At 26.7% G+C, this 16,700-nt stretch carries 19 protein-coding genes and 1 other annotated feature; all 19 genes read right to left on the bottom strand.

Annotated features, from left to right (window positions below; all coding sequences use genetic code 11):
• Positions 1–742: 742 nt before the first annotated feature.
• Positions 743–1,921: a glycosyltransferase gene (locus BR82_RS0111865; protein WP_027090364.1), complete on the bottom strand. Its 1,179-nt coding sequence runs from the start codon at positions 1,919–1,921 to the stop codon at positions 743–745.
• 14 nt (positions 1,922–1,935) lie between these two features.
• The gene (locus BR82_RS0111870; RefSeq protein WP_027090365.1) at positions 1,936–3,120 is read right to left on the bottom strand and encodes a glycosyltransferase; all 1,185 of its coding nucleotides are present in this window, start codon (positions 3,118–3,120) and stop codon (positions 1,936–1,938) included.
• Positions 3,121–3,126: 6 nt separating this feature from the next.
• Complete coding sequence (locus BR82_RS0111875) at positions 3,127–4,323, bottom strand: Coenzyme F420 hydrogenase/dehydrogenase, beta subunit C-terminal domain (protein WP_027090366.1); 1,197 nt, start codon at positions 4,321–4,323, stop codon at positions 3,127–3,129.
• Positions 4,324–4,566: 243 nt separating this feature from the next.
• On the bottom strand, positions 4,567–5,667 hold the full coding sequence (locus tag BR82_RS0111880) for a polysaccharide pyruvyl transferase family protein (RefSeq protein ID WP_027090367.1): 1,101 nt from the start codon (positions 5,665–5,667) through the stop codon (positions 4,567–4,569).
• A gap of 4 nt (positions 5,668–5,671) precedes the next feature.
• Positions 5,672–6,658 (bottom strand): glycosyltransferase family 2 protein, encoded by a 987-nt coding sequence (locus tag BR82_RS0111885; protein WP_027090368.1) that lies wholly within the window; start codon positions 6,656–6,658, stop codon positions 5,672–5,674.
• Positions 6,659–6,737: 79 nt separating this feature from the next.
• The gene (locus BR82_RS0111890) at positions 6,738–7,862 is read right to left on the bottom strand and encodes a glycosyltransferase family 4 protein (RefSeq protein WP_034864912.1); all 1,125 of its coding nucleotides are present in this window, start codon (positions 7,860–7,862) and stop codon (positions 6,738–6,740) included.
• Positions 7,859–8,701 (bottom strand): sugar transferase, encoded by an 843-nt coding sequence (locus tag BR82_RS0111895; RefSeq protein WP_205618764.1) that lies wholly within the window; start codon positions 8,699–8,701, stop codon positions 7,859–7,861. Before BR82_RS0111895 ends, BR82_RS0111890 begins: the two co-directional genes overlap by 4 nt.
• Positions 8,702–8,813: 112 nt before the next feature.
• The gene (locus BR82_RS0111900) at positions 8,814–9,476 is read right to left on the bottom strand and encodes a PglD-related sugar-binding protein (RefSeq protein ID WP_240474557.1); all 663 of its coding nucleotides are present in this window, start codon (positions 9,474–9,476) and stop codon (positions 8,814–8,816) included.
• A gap of 36 nt (positions 9,477–9,512) precedes the next feature.
• On the bottom strand, positions 9,513–10,010 hold the full coding sequence (locus BR82_RS0111905) for a transcription termination/antitermination NusG family protein (protein ID WP_027090372.1): 498 nt from the start codon (positions 10,008–10,010) through the stop codon (positions 9,513–9,515).
• The gene (locus BR82_RS0111910) at positions 10,007–10,507 is read right to left on the bottom strand and encodes a transcription termination/antitermination NusG family protein (protein ID WP_027090373.1); all 501 of its coding nucleotides are present in this window, start codon (positions 10,505–10,507) and stop codon (positions 10,007–10,009) included. Before BR82_RS0111910 ends, BR82_RS0111905 begins: the two co-directional genes overlap by 4 nt.
• Before the next feature lie 34 nt (positions 10,508–10,541).
• Entirely contained in the window at positions 10,542–11,489 is a 948-nt protein-coding gene (locus BR82_RS0111915; protein ID WP_027090374.1) for a tyrosine-type recombinase/integrase, read from the bottom strand.
• 244 nt (positions 11,490–11,733) lie between these two features.
• Positions 11,734–12,159 carry a VOC family protein gene (locus tag BR82_RS0111920; RefSeq protein ID WP_027090375.1) on the bottom strand — a complete coding sequence of 142 codons (426 nt, stop codon included), beginning with the start codon at positions 12,157–12,159 and terminating at the stop codon, positions 11,734–11,736.
• A complete protein-coding gene (locus tag BR82_RS17125; protein ID WP_154659617.1) occupies positions 12,160–12,330 on the bottom strand; it encodes a hypothetical protein in 171 nt (56 codons plus the stop codon).
• 204 nt (positions 12,331–12,534) lie between these two features.
• A complete protein-coding gene (locus tag BR82_RS17130; RefSeq protein WP_154659618.1) occupies positions 12,535–12,681 on the bottom strand; it encodes a hypothetical protein in 147 nt (48 codons plus the stop codon).
• 187 nt (positions 12,682–12,868) lie between these two features.
• Positions 12,869–13,216 (bottom strand): iron chaperone, encoded by a 348-nt coding sequence (locus BR82_RS0111935; RefSeq protein ID WP_147590253.1) that lies wholly within the window; start codon positions 13,214–13,216, stop codon positions 12,869–12,871.
• Complete coding sequence (locus BR82_RS0111940) at positions 13,209–13,568, bottom strand: inorganic diphosphatase (RefSeq protein ID WP_027090377.1); 360 nt, start codon at positions 13,566–13,568, stop codon at positions 13,209–13,211. The genes BR82_RS0111935 and BR82_RS0111940 overlap by 8 nt, the downstream gene beginning before the upstream one ends.
• A gap of 61 nt (positions 13,569–13,629) precedes the next feature.
• Positions 13,630–14,451: a MetQ/NlpA family ABC transporter substrate-binding protein gene (locus BR82_RS0111945; RefSeq protein WP_027090378.1), complete on the bottom strand. Its 822-nt coding sequence runs from the start codon at positions 14,449–14,451 to the stop codon at positions 13,630–13,632.
• 9 nt (positions 14,452–14,460) lie between these two features.
• A complete protein-coding gene (locus BR82_RS0111950) occupies positions 14,461–15,126 on the bottom strand; it encodes a methionine ABC transporter permease (protein WP_027090379.1) in 666 nt (221 codons plus the stop codon).
• A complete protein-coding gene (locus BR82_RS0111955; RefSeq protein ID WP_027090380.1) occupies positions 15,127–16,131 on the bottom strand; it encodes a methionine ABC transporter ATP-binding protein in 1,005 nt (334 codons plus the stop codon). It lies immediately after the preceding gene.
• A 34-nt stretch (positions 16,132–16,165) separates the two neighbouring features.
• Positions 16,166–16,395 (bottom strand) — a binding site (T-box leader).
• Positions 16,396–16,700: the final 305 nt, after the last annotated feature.

A 16,700-nucleotide genomic window follows, 5' to 3' on the forward strand; every position in this document is an offset into this window, starting at 1 on the left:
ACCACAGGTACATTTAAATTTATTAAGATCTAATGATCTTACATCATTATCATAAGAGTTTTGAGAATAACTGTTGAAAGAAAGTGTTTTAAATGTTATCATAATCATGTACAAGACATACATATGTTTTTGGAAAAAAGGAAGGTAGGACTGCAATCTAATGATCCTTTCTTTTTTTGTATGCCGATCTCCTTAAATATAATAATAAAACAGCTGAGATAATTTGCATATTAATTTATCAAATTATTTCAGCTGTTTTTTTATATTTATTAATTTAATTTGATTTGTTCCTGTCTTTTTTTGTTTATATAATGTGCTAATCAACACTTCTATTTAATATATCATTCAAAAATAATAATAAAAAAATCAATGATAACATTATCTCTAACGATAACATTGAATTATTAAAAAAAACAACCAATACTGTATATAAAATAAATATTATAAACATATTATGCATTGATTTCTTTTTTATTGTTGATTTTCTAAATAATTTTTCTAAAATATAAAAAAAGAAATATATATCTACAATAGCAATTCCTTCATAATACAAAATAGAACTATTAAAAAATATAAATAATGGTGCAATTTTATATAATTTATCTTTATATGATAAATAACCTATTATAAATAAAATTAATATGCATACATATTGTTGCATAGTAGGATATATAGCTAGTAGAGAAACCAATAAATACGTAGTTAATATAATTATATTTAAAATTGAGTTTTTATTAACCACTTATTTTCCCTCTAATAAATAATTTAATAATTTGACTTCTTTTGAATAATTCCATCTTTTTGTTTTTAAATTTTCTTTCCAAATATTTATTATTTCTATATTATTAAATAAATATATCAATCCATTATAAAGTCCATCAATAGAATTTTCTACTATAAGTCCATCTTTTCCACTAGCTATTTGTTCTCTTGCAGATGAATATTCTGTTACAAATGATGGGATTCCTAACATCTGTGCTTCAGTAATAACCATTGGTTTACCCTCATAATATGAAGGTAAGAAAAACAAATCAAATTGTTTTATCAAAGGTAGCGGATTACTCTTTTCACCATATAAAAATATATATTCATCCATATGATAAATTTCAACAAGATGTTTTATTTTTTCAAAATCCATTCCATTTCCTATTATATGCCATTCAAATTTATATCCTTGATTTTTCAATCGAAGAAAAACTTGAAATGCTCGATCTAATCCTTTATGCCTAAATTCAATTCTACAAACTGTTCCTATAATTATACCATTGCCTTTAGTTTTCAATTTGTCAACATTATTTGCTCTACTTATAACAATTTCAGGTAATAAAATATTTTCCATACACACAACTTTATTTTTAAATTCTGGAAATATATTTTTAAATCCACTCAAACAACTATTTGCTACAACTACAAAATTATTAATATTTTTAAATTCTTTTTTATCGACTTCTTTTTTCAATCCTGACTTTTCATAATCCACATGTATCCATGCCACTTTCTTCTTAGCTTTCACTCTTTTTATAACATATGAATTACACCACATCTCCATAAATCCAATTGCTATATCATAAGAATTATAGTTCTTTTTTGAGGCTAGAGCTCTTGCATAAGACATCTCTTGCATAGATGCCAGTGTTCTCGGCCATCTTATTTTAGCAATTGCTGAACGAACAGTATATTTCCAATAGTATGGCTTGATTATTCTTTGAAGAATACTCACAACATTGTTATCAGAAAATAATTTTGCTTCAGGTAAAATTTTAACTTCCTTAGGTATCAATGAGAAATAAGGTCCTACATTTCTATATAATTGAAGTTCCACATCATATTTATTATAGTCAATAGTATTTAACAAGCCTAACAAACTAGTTGTACTTCCTCCTATATTCATACTTGAATAAACAATTAATATTTTTTTCATAATATTCAAACCCTTTATCTAACTATATTTTCCATCATATCAATATATTTTTTCATTTGTACTTTTGAATTTTTATGTTTAACTATCCATTTTTGTGCTTTTTTTCCAAATAAATTTAATTCTTTACTATTAGTGTGCAACAATTCATCTAGTATTTTTTCCATACCTTCTATATTTTCTGGTACAATTTTATAAAAATAAGGATGATATTCAGTTGGTATGCATGGTAAATCAAATGCTACCAAGGGTGTTCCTGACGAAATATACTCCATGTTTTTCGATGGAAATGAATATGCTGTCCATTTCTCATTTGGTAATCTTGGATTTATTAATAAGGATGCTTTTTTTTCTTCAATAATCATTTGATCATTTGTTAATTCGCCTTTGTATTGTATTCTAGAATCATATCTGCTTACTTTTTTTATATAATCAACACTTCCTCCTTTACCATAAAAATACAGTCTAGCATCTAAACACTTTATTTTTTTAAATGCATTCACTAATAATTCAACACCAAATACTTCTTCTAATAAGCCCGCCATTATACATACTTTTTCAGAATACTTTTTTTCCAAGTCATTTGGCTCATCTATTACTCCAGAATCAACAATACCTTCAATGATAACAAAAGGCTTATTTTTTTTATTTAATTTTTTATTCATCTGCATAGTAAGAAAAATATAAGAATCAAAATAATTTATCATACTATTTTTAATTTTAACAGGAATAGCTCTAATCCCATTTCTTTTATCTCCTGCTCTAATATTTGGTACATCGGTAACAATCGCTGTGGTTTTTACGTTGTATATTAACGAAATCAAGAACAATGCTATAGACAACTCTCCCAAAATTATATCACAAATAATATATCCATCCTTGTTTTCTTTTAACCATCTTTTAATATAAAAAAAAGATTTAAATATTACGTATATTCTGTTTAGTTTTTTATTTGATATATTAGGAATATACTTATATTTAATACCGTTTTCTTCATCATCACTTATTCTTAAATCCTCTTTTTTAGAATTTAAAATAATTCGTTGTGAAATTACATTTATCTTACATCCATTTTTTATTAAACCATCTATAATCAATCTATTAAATTTTTGTGAAGCATGACTTGATATGGTTCCGTACTTTTGCATTATTCGTTTATATTCTTTAACAGAACACAAAGAAGATAAATATAAAATATTCATATTCCATCATCTCCTTAAAATTAATTTTATAATATTGGTTATTTTTCTCGGAAGCTTATAATATATCTTTTTTAAGCGCACTTGATTATTTGTGAAATATTTTTTTGAAGCATAGTCCCAACCTTTTTCATCCACAATACTATATATTTGTGTTCTTAAATCAGGTATAATTTCCTTTCCACAATTTAATATGGATTTATTTTGTATAGAAACTTTTGTTATATCTGTTTTTATTAATACTAATGTACTTTTAATACTATCGATTAGTCTTTGACCTTTATCTGTATTGACAGAACATGCAGAAACACCTTTTCTTACCTCAAAATCTTTAATAAAATCATCTACTCCCCAAAAATCGCAAAATGTAATATCAGTATACCTACTCTCACCTCTAAATTGACATTCATAACATGCCAACCTATTGATTAAATTATTTGTAAAAGCATATGTATAGGGATTAGTATTTCCTATAAAATATTTTTTTTTAGTTTTATGATTATGATAATATTCAAAAGAAAATGTATGTGACCACCCTAATTTATCTTTATCCCTAAACTTTATATTTTTTATCTTCGAATTAAATTTTTTTTCTAAACTATTTATATAAGTATCGAACAATTTCCATGAAGGCATACCGTGGCACAAAAAATCAGCTGTGTATAAATTCGGATAATCTTTCCTTAAATATAATAACAATGCTGCACATTGACAAGGTGATCCCGTGAATAATACAATTTTTTCATCATCAAGTTTATTTTTAATTTCTTTAAATATTTGTTTAGTATCGCTATATAAATACTTTGAGCCTTGCATTTTTTGAAGTTTATCGATTTTATTTTCCATTGTAAAAACAGGATGATTATTTTCATCCCAAGAACATCCAACAACATAACCTTTATATTTCATTATAATTTCATTTGACAAAGCTCTAAACATTCCACCAGATGAGCTGTTTTTTAAAATATGGTCATCAATATGCTGAGCTGCATATATATCAATGATTGAATTTTTTTTAGGTTTATTCTCCATCGGACATACTTGTTCACATAAGTTACAGTTAATACAGCTATTTACATCTAATTCTGGATATTGAAATCCTTCTTTATTATTTTGCATATATAATGATTTAGTAGGACATATCTGAACACAAGATTTACATCCACAACATTTCGTTTCATCTTTGTTTTTAATATAGGCTAACATCATCTTCCCCCTATCAAAATATTATATGTTTTTAAAGTAAGTAATACAAATATATAATTTTTTAATTCATTATTATTTATCTATTAAAAACTTATTTATATTCTCAATAAATTTAAAATATCTAAAACAATTCACTTTAAAATCCAGTATATTAAAATTATTCTACTGTAAATTAACATTTCCTTTAAAACTCAATTCAATTAAATTAAAAAATAGACATTTATCATCTTAAATCAATTTACGTTATATAATATTTTCGATAATAAATTCTTTTGCTTTTTTTCTTTCTTCCTCAAGAACTTCATTTACACTACCAAAGTCTATAATTTCTTTAATATTTTTTTCTAATATACTATCGCTATCTGTCAGACGATTCAAAAGATTGGTTAACTCTAACAAACTCATTATTCGTGAATTGAATTCTTCACGTGGTACTACAATAAATTGTCTATTAAAATTAATAGCAAATGCTAATCCATGAAAGGAATTTGTTACAACAAAATCAGCATAATAAAATAAGGATAAAAAATCATTAGGTGTACGATGAGTAAATAATATATCAACATAATCTGCTTTTTTTAATTCCCATGATATTTTAACTAATTCTAATCCTTTCATATCAGCTATTTTTCTTGCATATTTAGAAGCATTATTATCTTCATTATATAGTAGCATCAATATTAAATATTTCTTTTTTACAAGCCTTTTTGAGGCTAAATATTTCCATTCTTCCTTACTAATTTGAAGTGTTGGATCAATTAACCATTTTACATTTTCAAATCCTAATGAATTCAATATTTTTACAGCAGAATTTTCTCTAACAGATAAAGCTGTATACTTAGATAAATATTCTTTTGTTTTTTCTGTCTCAAAATCGTCCAATTTATCTTTTCCGAAACTTGCTACAAAGGAAATTCTTTTACTATCCATATCACCAAAATTCAAAAAATATCCTTCGTCTATTCCTTCATTATATTTACTATTCCATGTTTGATCACTACCGGTAACATAAATATCAGCTACTGGACAATCCTTTTTTATATCATCAACTGTAATATATTTTTTAGTTAATTTAAGATATTTATTAATAAATTTTCCAAATGTAATCTTTTTTAATAACATAGATGGAAATTTCAAAATAATATAAACAAATCGTTTTATTCTATTATTTTTTAAATCATCTGGACAATTTAACAAAATACGTTTAAAAGTTCTTTGAGGAGTTATATAATCCAATACCTCTACTTGACAATTTAATTTCTCAAATACTTTTTGAGTTGCATATGTTTGCAATACTGAACCATAATTATATACTCTATGTATAGTTACAAGTAAGACTCTCATTCCATTAATATCCTCTTATTTTTAAATATTGTTGTAATAAAAATGAGGTTATATTTACCCCAAATAAATTGTATGTTTTTCTAATGCATTTACTTGTAAGATCTTTTCTTACATCTAATGCATAATCATATTTTTCTATCACTTTTTTAAAATTCTTAATTCCTTTCTTTGCTTTATTGTAATCAATTATTAAAAATCTTAACAAATACCCCATAAAATTACATATCATAATTTTATTTTCTTTATATGTAGAACTATTAATAATCTCATCACATAATTCAATTGTAAATAGTATATCCATTGTTTTCTTTATAGATGAATTATTAGTTATGGAACCTATTCTTCCTTGTCTATAAAAATAATATTGTGTATTAAAATAAATAGCCTTGTCAATCAGAGTAAACAAACGTATACTCCAATACAAATCTTCACAAAGCATTCCTTCAATAAAATACAAACTATTATTAACTATAAATTCTCTACTAATTGATTTTGTACAAGCACTTCCTGGAAATTTTGGAAGATTAGAAAAATATAATTTTAATTTCTTTTCATCTAAATTATTTATTGTCTCATCTATTCCATCATTCATCATAATTTTTTTTGAATTATTTTCAAAAAATTTACAACACTCTAAACAAATCAATGATGGATATTTATTAAGTATAATTTCTTTTTTTAAAGCACCTAAAATGTTATTAGTTATATAATCATCTCCATCTACAAATAAAATATATTTACCTCTAGCATGTATTATTCCTTCATTTCTAGCACTTGATAATCCCTTATTTTTTTTATGAATAACTTTAATATTAGAATAGATACTAGCAAATGAGTCGCATAAATCTGGACTGCCATCCGTCGACCCATCATCAATTAGCAATATCTCATAATCTTCAATATCTTGTTTTATTAAACTTTCTACACACTCAGTTATATAACATTCTATATTATATACAGGGACTATCAAACTAAAAAAAGGAGTATTCATATCTATCTCCTTTCCATATTAAAATCCAATGTATATTAGTTATTAATTTTTTCATATAATCACCTTTCATACCATTTAATCATAATCTATATATCTCTTTCATCTTTATTAAAATATTATCTAATAAATAAGGCTTTATTTTTTCTTTGGATAATTTTCCCATATATAATTTTTTTGAATTATCATTACTTAAATCTAAAATCAGATTTTTTACCTCATCAATATTTTGAAATTCAAATAAATATCCGTTTTCGTTATCTGAAATCAAATCAATATTCCCCCTTATTTTTGAACAAATAATAGGCTTTCCTAAAACCATTGCTTCCATTAATGCAACAGGCAATCCTTCTTGCTTTGACGGAAACACAAAAATATCTGCTGCTTTATTTAATTCAATAATGTCTTTTCTAAATCCAAGTAAATGCACTTGATTAACTAAATTTAACTCTTTTATACACTGTTCTAACTTATTTTTTAGTTTTCCTCTACCAGCAATATAATAATGAATATTAGGATTATTCAATTTTGCTAGTGCTTCAATAACAACTTTATGATTCTTTCTTGAAATAAGTTCTCCTACTGATAAAAGCATAATATCTCGATCATGTAATCCTAATTCCTTTCTATATATCTCTTTATCAAAATTATGTAGTTTAAATTTACTATTATCAACACCCACACCTGGTACATATTCTAACCTTTTCATTTTAAACTTATTTTTTGCACGATTATAATCTTCTTTATTAATAGTAATTAATATATCAGTATATTTAGATAAATATTTTTCTACTGGATAATATAATACCCAATTAATCAAAGGTGCACCTTTATAAAAATGAAAGCCATGAGCTGTATAAATAATTTTTGTTTTCACTTTATTTTTTAATGATTTATATGCTAATCTAGATAGCACTCCGCCCATAGGAGTATGACAATGAATAATATCAAAATTTTCTTTAAAAATTAGTTCTTTTAATTGTTTATATGTTTTAACATTATTAAATTTAATAGGACTTCTTTCAAATGGCATATCATGATAATAATCACAATATGGTATAATGCAATCATCTGAATCTTCAAAATCATTTCTTGCTGCTACATGTGTTTCATATCCCATTTCTTTTAACATTTTAAGATAAGGAATATGAAACACATTAATATGCGTTTTTACTACAGTAGCTACAAACAATACTTTCTTTATCATCTTGCCCCGTCTCCTGTAAGCACTGTTTTTATTGTTAAATAAAAGATTTTAAAATACATTTTAAAATCTCTCTGTTCAATATATTCATTATCTTTTTTCCACTTCTCACTAGGTAATAATTCATACCCTCCATGTACCTGTGCCCATCCAGATAATCCTGGAGTTACCATTAATCTAGTTACAAAACCAGGATTTTCCAAATTAAATCTTTTTGTCAGTATTGGAACTTCAGGTCTTGGTCCAATCAAAGACATTCTCCCCATAAGTACATCAAACAATTGTGGTAATTCATCTATACGGTATTTTCTAATAAACTTACCTACTTTAGTAATTCTTGGATCTTCTTTTTCAGCCCATTTCTGTCCATTAGCCTCAGCATCTAATCTCATTGATCTTAATTTGTGTATCTTGATAAACTTTCCATTTTTCCCTACTCTAATTTGAGAAAAGATAGGATTACCAGATGATTCAATTACAATTGCAATACTAAAAACACTAATTAAAATACATACTGGAATTATTGTTAATATACAAAAAACAATATCTACAAACCTTTTTATAAACTCGTAAATACGCTTATCATCGTATTTAACCAAATTTTTATATTTTTTAATCTGATTATAAAAGTATTCTTCTGAGATATCATCTTCAAAACTATGATTTTTTTTATGATGATATAATTCTTCAAAACACTCATCACACAATTGTCCAGCACCAGCAATATATTTTCTTCTTGAACCTATGTACTGGCTTACTGATACCATTGTATTTTTACCACAAATGACACATTTTTCAGTTTCTATATCTAAGTACATATTTTCTTTATCTAACCCATCCATATAATTACTTCCTTAACTATTTTTATGTTAATCCCTCTATGATTAAAAATCAGAATTCATATATATTCTAAAATAAAATCAATGACTCTTTTGATTCCTTTTCGATACATCCCTATACCCCCATTTCAAAACAGTATTCATCATCATTGCCTACTGTCATCCCATCATCGATATTACTGTTTGCCTTTATCTTAGTACCAAAAGTAACAGTACAGTTACTTCCGATACGTGAATAAGAACCAATCAGCGTATCAGGTCTGATCACAGTATTGGAATAAACAAGGACATGATCTTCGATAATGGCATCATGATTGACAGTAGTATTGGCTGTAATGACACTGCCATTACCAACAGTCGCATTTGCTTCAATGACCGCATTAGGAAAAACAACCGTTCCTTTACCAATGGAAGCATAATCAGAGATGATACTGTTTTTTGAAAGCAGTGAAACTAAATTGTATCCGATCATCTCTGCCTTATCGATCAGCCGTCTTCTAAGTTTGTTATTGCCAACAGCAATAAAGATATCTTTATATTCAGGATAAAACAGCTTCATATCATCAACAGAACCAATGACTTTACAGTCATTGATCATTTTATTGATAAGATTATCATCAAGGAAAGCGATGTGATCATAAGTTTCTCTAGCGATATCTAAACAACATCTGCCATGACCACCTGCTCCTATAATTAATAATTTTTCTATATTAATCTCCCTCCTAAAAGCAAAAAAAGAACATAGTCTCCCCTTACCCCAAGAAAGACGTATGTTCAAAATAATGGCTGGGGGCGGTAAACCATTCTCCCCAGCTTAATTCTTGCTTGTTATTTTCAATCCAGCTTTTATCTTTCGATTCATAAAAGATAAATTTAGGTATGCTACCTGATTATATTTATCAACTTTAACAATGTTTTTTTCAAAATGTTTTAATGGGCCATGATAGACTTTTGCTTTACCATCTTGTAAAAATGCTTGGGACATTTTTACAACATAAGATTCATCTAATAAATAATTAAACATTTCAATTTCTTCTTTTTTTAAAGCTGAAGTATCCAAATACACTAATTGTTTGATCAAACCATCTTTTTCATTATCCAAATTCATTAAAAATGTGTTAAATTCAGTTTGATTCATTAATGTTTTGACAAAAATATAATTAGTAAACATAGGTTTTACATCGTAGTCTTTAGTAACCCTACGATAATATTGATATTGAGGTATAAATGCTTCGATACTATCCTTCTTATTTAAATTCTTAATAAGCTGATTAGACCGATTTGATAAAACAAATAACACATACCAGTTCATGATTTACTAACAACTTCTAAAGGAACTGTTATTCTGTTGAAAAAATCACTCTTTAAAATTGCTAATCGCTTATGACGATCAATCTTAATAACTTTATTTTCTAAATTAACTAATGGTCCTTTTTCAACAATAAGTTTAGAATTAACTATGTTTCCTATTGAATGTCTTATTATGTCTTTATTATCAAACAGTTTTTCCATTAGAACCTGTTCTTCTGTTTTTAAAACATAAGCATCTTCTAGTTCCAACAACTGGGCAAAACCATCAATTGATTTAAAAAACTCTTTAAATCTTTCATTAAATTCTAATTGATTCATTTCGCTTTTAATAAAGACATAATCAGGATATAAATCTTTAATAATATAATCTTTCTTTCCTTTAATGTTGTACCATCTTTCCATTTTAGGAATGAAAGCTTTTATCCTATCTTGTTGATTAAAAAAGTTAACTAGTTTAGAACCTCGTTCTAGTTTTACGTGGACTACATACCAATACATCATTAACCTCATTTCTTTTGTTTTCACAGAACTATCAATTCTGCGAAATTACTGGAGCAGAAATCTTATTTATTTGATCCATTTTAAATTCAAGTGATGAATGAACATATAATTGTAAAGTAGTAGAAACATTTGAATGTCCTAGCATTTCACTTAATGACTTTAGATCCACTTCCTGCATCACACAGCGGGTTGCATAAGTATGTCGTAATGAATGAAAATTAGTTTGGAAATTATAATCTTGGCATAATCTTTGAAATTGATTTTGAATTGTTCGGGGATCGGGAATTTTTTCACCATTAGTCAATAAGTAAAATGATTTATTAGATATTGTTGAATTATGATAATAGTTATAAAGATATTCTTTTAAAAAAGATGGGATTGGTACTATTCTTTTAGAAGTATGAGTTTTAGGTTCTAAAATCATTAAAAGTGTTTTAGAATCAGTAGTTTCTTTATTTTTTAGTCTTTCAACCGTTTTATTAACAGCAATAATTCCATTATTTAGATCGATATCATGCCATGTTAAAGCACAAATTTCGCCAATTCTAAGACCACCATACAAAGCAATTAAAATAGCTATTGATATTGGTTTATAATGGGTGAAACAATATCTTTCTAATGATTCTTTTTGATTTTCATCTAAAATCTTAAAATTTACTTTTGTGCGATTTAATTTAATAAAACTAAAATTAATAGTTTTAATACTATATTTCTTTTCCGCATATTCTAAAATAGCTTTCATTACATAACGAATTGCATGAAGAGTACTATTTGAATATTTTTCAATCTCAATTAAATTTTTAAAAAAAGATATAATGATTTCATCAGTGATTTGTTCTAATGTATAATTATCGAAAAAAGGTACTACATGTTTTAAAATAACTGTTTCATATTTAACATATGATGAATATTTTACGGACATCTTTTTTAATTCAAGCCATTCTCTAGCTACTAAAAGAAATTTTTTGTTTTGCTGCATATTTCATTTCTCCTTTATAAAAATAAATTTTGTTGTAAACTATTCAAAGAATAAAAAAGTCAAGAGTGATAGTTTACTTAATAACGATTTGTCAGATAAACAATTTTTTTGTTGATTTTGTAGGTATTTATGCTATAATAAAGTCGCAGAATTGATAGTTCTGTGAAAAAAGATAAAACTTTGTAAAAAAAAGAGCCGTAAACTCAATAAAATTAATTGAGTTTATGGCTTTTTGATTATCACTTTATTTATATGTTCCCGTTATTTCCAAAACATTACCATCAGGATCTTTAATTGTGAAATACCAATATGGCATATGGACATTTACATAACATATTTTCGAAAGTTCACCTATTTTTAACGTCTTTAATCTTTGATATTCGCTTTTTAAATTATCTACTTCAAAATTAAATACTACAAGATCATTATATCTTCTCTCCTTTTGATCTAAAAGCTCTAAATATGCTTGATTAAATTTATCACTATCTAAATTATTTTTTACAAGATCGATATCATATTGTTTATTATAAAGTGATAAATAATTACCACAATCAAAAGTAATCCAACGATCATCATTACAATATAAAGGTTCCTGATTCAATAAACTTTTATAAAAGGCCAAAGATTTTTCGATATCCTTAACACATATATAAGTTGTACCTAGACGCATTTACTTTTTCTCCTTTTTCTTTTTATTCAACTTTAAAACAATATTTCTCTGTTTTGCTATTTCATTAAAACAATCAACACATTTAGCTGCTTTTACTTTAAGAGAATCACTCTCTAAAATCACTTCATCGATCTGTTCCATAACTATTTGTAAATCCTTTAAGTCAAGCAAATTCTAAAACGTCCTTTTTCTTCTATCATTATAATTATCTAATAAATACTTTAAAATATTAGCTTTTTGCTTTAACCTTGCAATAAAAACAGTTTCCTCTAGTTCACTTAATTGCTCAAAATCTTTATATCAATTTCTAATTGTAATAAACGAATCACATTCATAACATGGAAACTCATGACACTGATTACAAAACTCTAATTTTCAATGATTAATTGCACATCTTTTTAAACGACAACTCTGATTTCCATTCCCACAGCCAGAACAATATTTACCTAGATACATTACACATAAATTACACGCTAAACCACATAAAGAAAATTCATGATTTTTTCTATGATAATCTTTCATTATTATACTCCATCATTAATTCTATCGTTTTAGTATTTTCTATTTATTATAATTTTAAATAAAAATCTATAGCTGGTTGACTTTTGATAAACAGTTAAAATAACTATCAGCATCTCTTTTCTGGTAAATAATCAACTGCTTTTCAATATCTTTAAAACGATAAATTAATCTCATAATATTTAAAATTTTAATCTCTATTATTTTCCTTAACCTTAAATAAAACCATTTCTTTAATCAAATCAACTGGCAATTCTTTATCAATTGGAAATTGAACTGTATTTTTCATATTTGTCTTATAGTCTTTCAACTGCTCTTTAAAATATTCAAGTGTTGCTGGAGAAGTATAAAAACCAATATGTTTTTTACATGCAGCATACTGCACTAAAAAACCATTTAAATTATACGTTGGTACTCCCCATGATATCTTTTCATTAGCATCAGGAGCATTTTGTTTAATAATCATTCTTAAACAATCTAATTTCTTTTTAATATCATTATTAAATTTACTATTATAGTCATCTACTGTTTTAATCAATGTTATTACATCTTATGATTATTGATGTAAAAAATCTTTCTTGAAACTCTGTTAAAGCTCTAATCTGTTCATCACTATAAGTTAGATCATTAGGCACAACGATCAATTTATCGTCATCATCATTAGTTCGTTTTATTATCGCAATTACTTTACCCCTAAATTTCTCTACTGGTTCAAATACACCTAATAAATATGCATCTAACTCTTCACCATCACCACTAAGTGTATCTGGTATATATCCATAATTAAGTAAGTACATAAATCCATATTTTGGATGTCTTGACCCTAACTTACGATCAATTATTACTTCTACTTCCTTATTTAAATAATCTGCTGATTCAACTCTTGCCATTTTTATCCTCCTTAATCTAATTATACATATAATTCTATTATTAAAAAAGATGCTTTCGCATCTATTTAACAGGAATAACTGATCCATCACTATATGTACTAGTAATATAGCCTTTAATTTTATCAGATTGTAAAACTTCGATCAAAGCTTTGATCTTTTCATCATTTTCATGTCCTTTTTGACAAGCAACAATATTGACATATGGATTATCTTCATCTGCTGATTCTAAAAGCACCGCATCTTTAGTTGGATTTAAACCAGCATCAATAGCATAATTACCATTAATAGCAATTAAAGCACCTTCATTATTTTCATAAGCATTCGTTAAAATTTCCGGTTTAATTTCTTTAAACTCTAAATTTAATGGATTAGATTTAATATCTTCAATTGTAGCATCTTGAACTTTTACATCATCATCTAATTCAATTACGCCAGCTTTATCCAAGATTGCAAGAATTCGTCCATGATCTGCAACAGAATTTGAGATAACAATAACATCATTTTCCTTTAATTCACTAATATCCTTGATTTGTTTTGAATAAAAACCAAATGGTTCAATATGAACACCACCAACATTTACCAAATCATAACCATTATCTTTAACATCTTTTTCAAAAAATGGAACATGCTGGAAAAAGTTAGCATCAACATCACCATTATTCAATGAGCGATTAAAAATATAATAATCATCTAAGATCTCGATTTTTAAATCAATATCATATTCATCTTTTAAAATCGATTTAGCTTCTTCTAAGATATCTCCATGTGGTTTTGAAGTTGCTGCCACTGTCAATGTTTTTTCATCACTTTCGCTACTATTACCACATGCTGTTAAACCAACTGCTAATAATAAACAAATAATTCCTACAAATAACTTTTTCATCTTTCTTACCTACCTTTTATCTATTTTTCTAACATAATAATCGCCAATAAACTGGATAATAAACACAATAATTAAAATTAAAATCGTTGCTGTATACATGACATAATTATTACTTCTAACCATCCCATACAAATATGCTAAATTACCAAGTCCTCCTGCCCCAATAGCACCAGCCATTGCAGTATAACCAACTAATGAAATTCCCATGACTGTAATCGATGAAATCAAAGCTGGTTTTGCTTCAGGAATCAATACTTTAATAATAATTTGCCAGTTACTAGCACCCATGGCTTTACTTGCTTCGATAGTTCCACTATCAACTTCATTCAATGCAATCATTACCATTCTTCCATAAAATGGAGCACTTGATAAAATTAATGATGGTAATGCTGCTTTAGCCCCAATCATCGATCCCACTAATGCTGTTGTTAACGGTATTATTAAAATCAATAAAATAATATATGGTACCGCCCGTAAAACATTAACAATGAAATTTAAGATTTTATTGACAACAAGATTAGGATATAAGCCATCCTCCTGTGTTAAATATATTAAAATTCCTAAAACCATTCCAATAATTACTGCAAATATTAATGAAACAAAGGTCATAAAAAGTGTTTCCTGTAAAGCATTGATCATAACATCTAAATCGATATTTTCTAAAATAGCACTCACCTACATCACCTCCGCTTTAGCTAAATATTTTTCAAATAAACTGATTACTTCTTGATAATCCCCGATTACTTGTAAAATCATGATTCCAAAAGAACTATCAATCGTATTACTTAAATTTGCTTCAATCACATTAAGATCAGCCTCACACTCTCTAATAACTCTTGTTAAAATTGGTAAACGACTAACATTTTCATCAAAAACAACTTTAATCAATTGCCCTTGTGGATAAATCTGTTTCAAAACATTCTCATCAAATTCATTATGACTTTTTACCTCTTGAATAAAACTTTTAGTAACCGCGTGTTTAGGAGCAGTAAAAATCTCTTTGACCTTTCCTTTTTCAACGATCTTTCCTTCAGACATTACAGCTACATGATTACAGATTTTTTGAACAACTTCCATTTGATGCGTAATTAAGATAATCGTAATATTTAATTTACGATTTATTTCTAATAACAAATCTAAGATCGACTTCGTAGTATCAGGATCTAAAGCACTAGTTGCTTCATCGCATAAAAGTATTTTCGGATCATTAGCCAACGCTCGAGCAATTGCCACTCTTTGCTTTTGACCACCTGATAACTCACTTGGATAAGCATTTTCTCTTCCTGTTAATCCCACCAGTTTTACTAATTCCTGAACCTTTTTATGACGTAACTGCTTATCTTTATTGCCTGCAATTTCTAGAGCCAATTCAATATTTTGACTAACAGTTCTTGACCATAACAAGTTGAAGTGTTGAAATATCATTCCTATTTTAGTTCGTAATTTTCTAAGTTCACTTTGAGATAAACTACCTAAATCTTGATTATCAATAAAAATCTTTCCCTTATCCTGAACTTCTAACTGATTGATCAAGCGCACCAAAGTTGATTTACCAGCACCGCTATAACCAATTATTCCATAAATATCTCCATCATCAATCTTTAACGATACATCATCGACTGCTACTACTTCATGATCTTTTAATCGATATTTCTTACTAACCTGCTTAATTTCAATCATAAAATCCTCCTTTAAAATATAAAAACCCGTCCTTACAAAGGACGAGTTATACCCGTGTTACCACCTTAATTCATTATTACCTCACGATAATAACCTCTTCAAGTACTATCATACTCTAGTGCTTTAACGGGCACACCCGTCATAGACTAAATATCGCCTATAAGACTCCAAGACCATCTTTGTCTACTCTCACCTATCCTTTTCCACCAGCCAAGGACTCTCTATCAAGCTTAAATAAACTACTCTTCTTTTCACTGTCGTTACAATCATATTAACTAACTATGTTTTAAATGTCAAGTCTATTTTTAATATGTTCATTAATTATAGATTTTTTTAATTTTTTAAAGTAATTTCTCTAATTATCTTGTAAAAGATAATGAGGAGGAAAAATATGATTCATGAAAAAAATATTATCCAAAATAATGTTCGCTTTAGTAATGACCTGTTCTTTAAATATCTGCTCTCTAGAGATACTTTTGAATCTAAAAAAATAAGAAAGTTTATCGTTAAATCTGTCACTGGCCTTGACTGTCAGCAGATGATCGTTAAAAATCCCGAAATCAATCAAA

Source organism: Thomasclavelia saccharogumia DSM 17460, from assembly GCF_000686665.1.
In the GTDB taxonomy this organism is placed as follows: domain Bacteria; phylum Bacillota_I; class Bacilli_A; order Erysipelotrichales; family Coprobacillaceae; genus Thomasclavelia; species Thomasclavelia saccharogumia.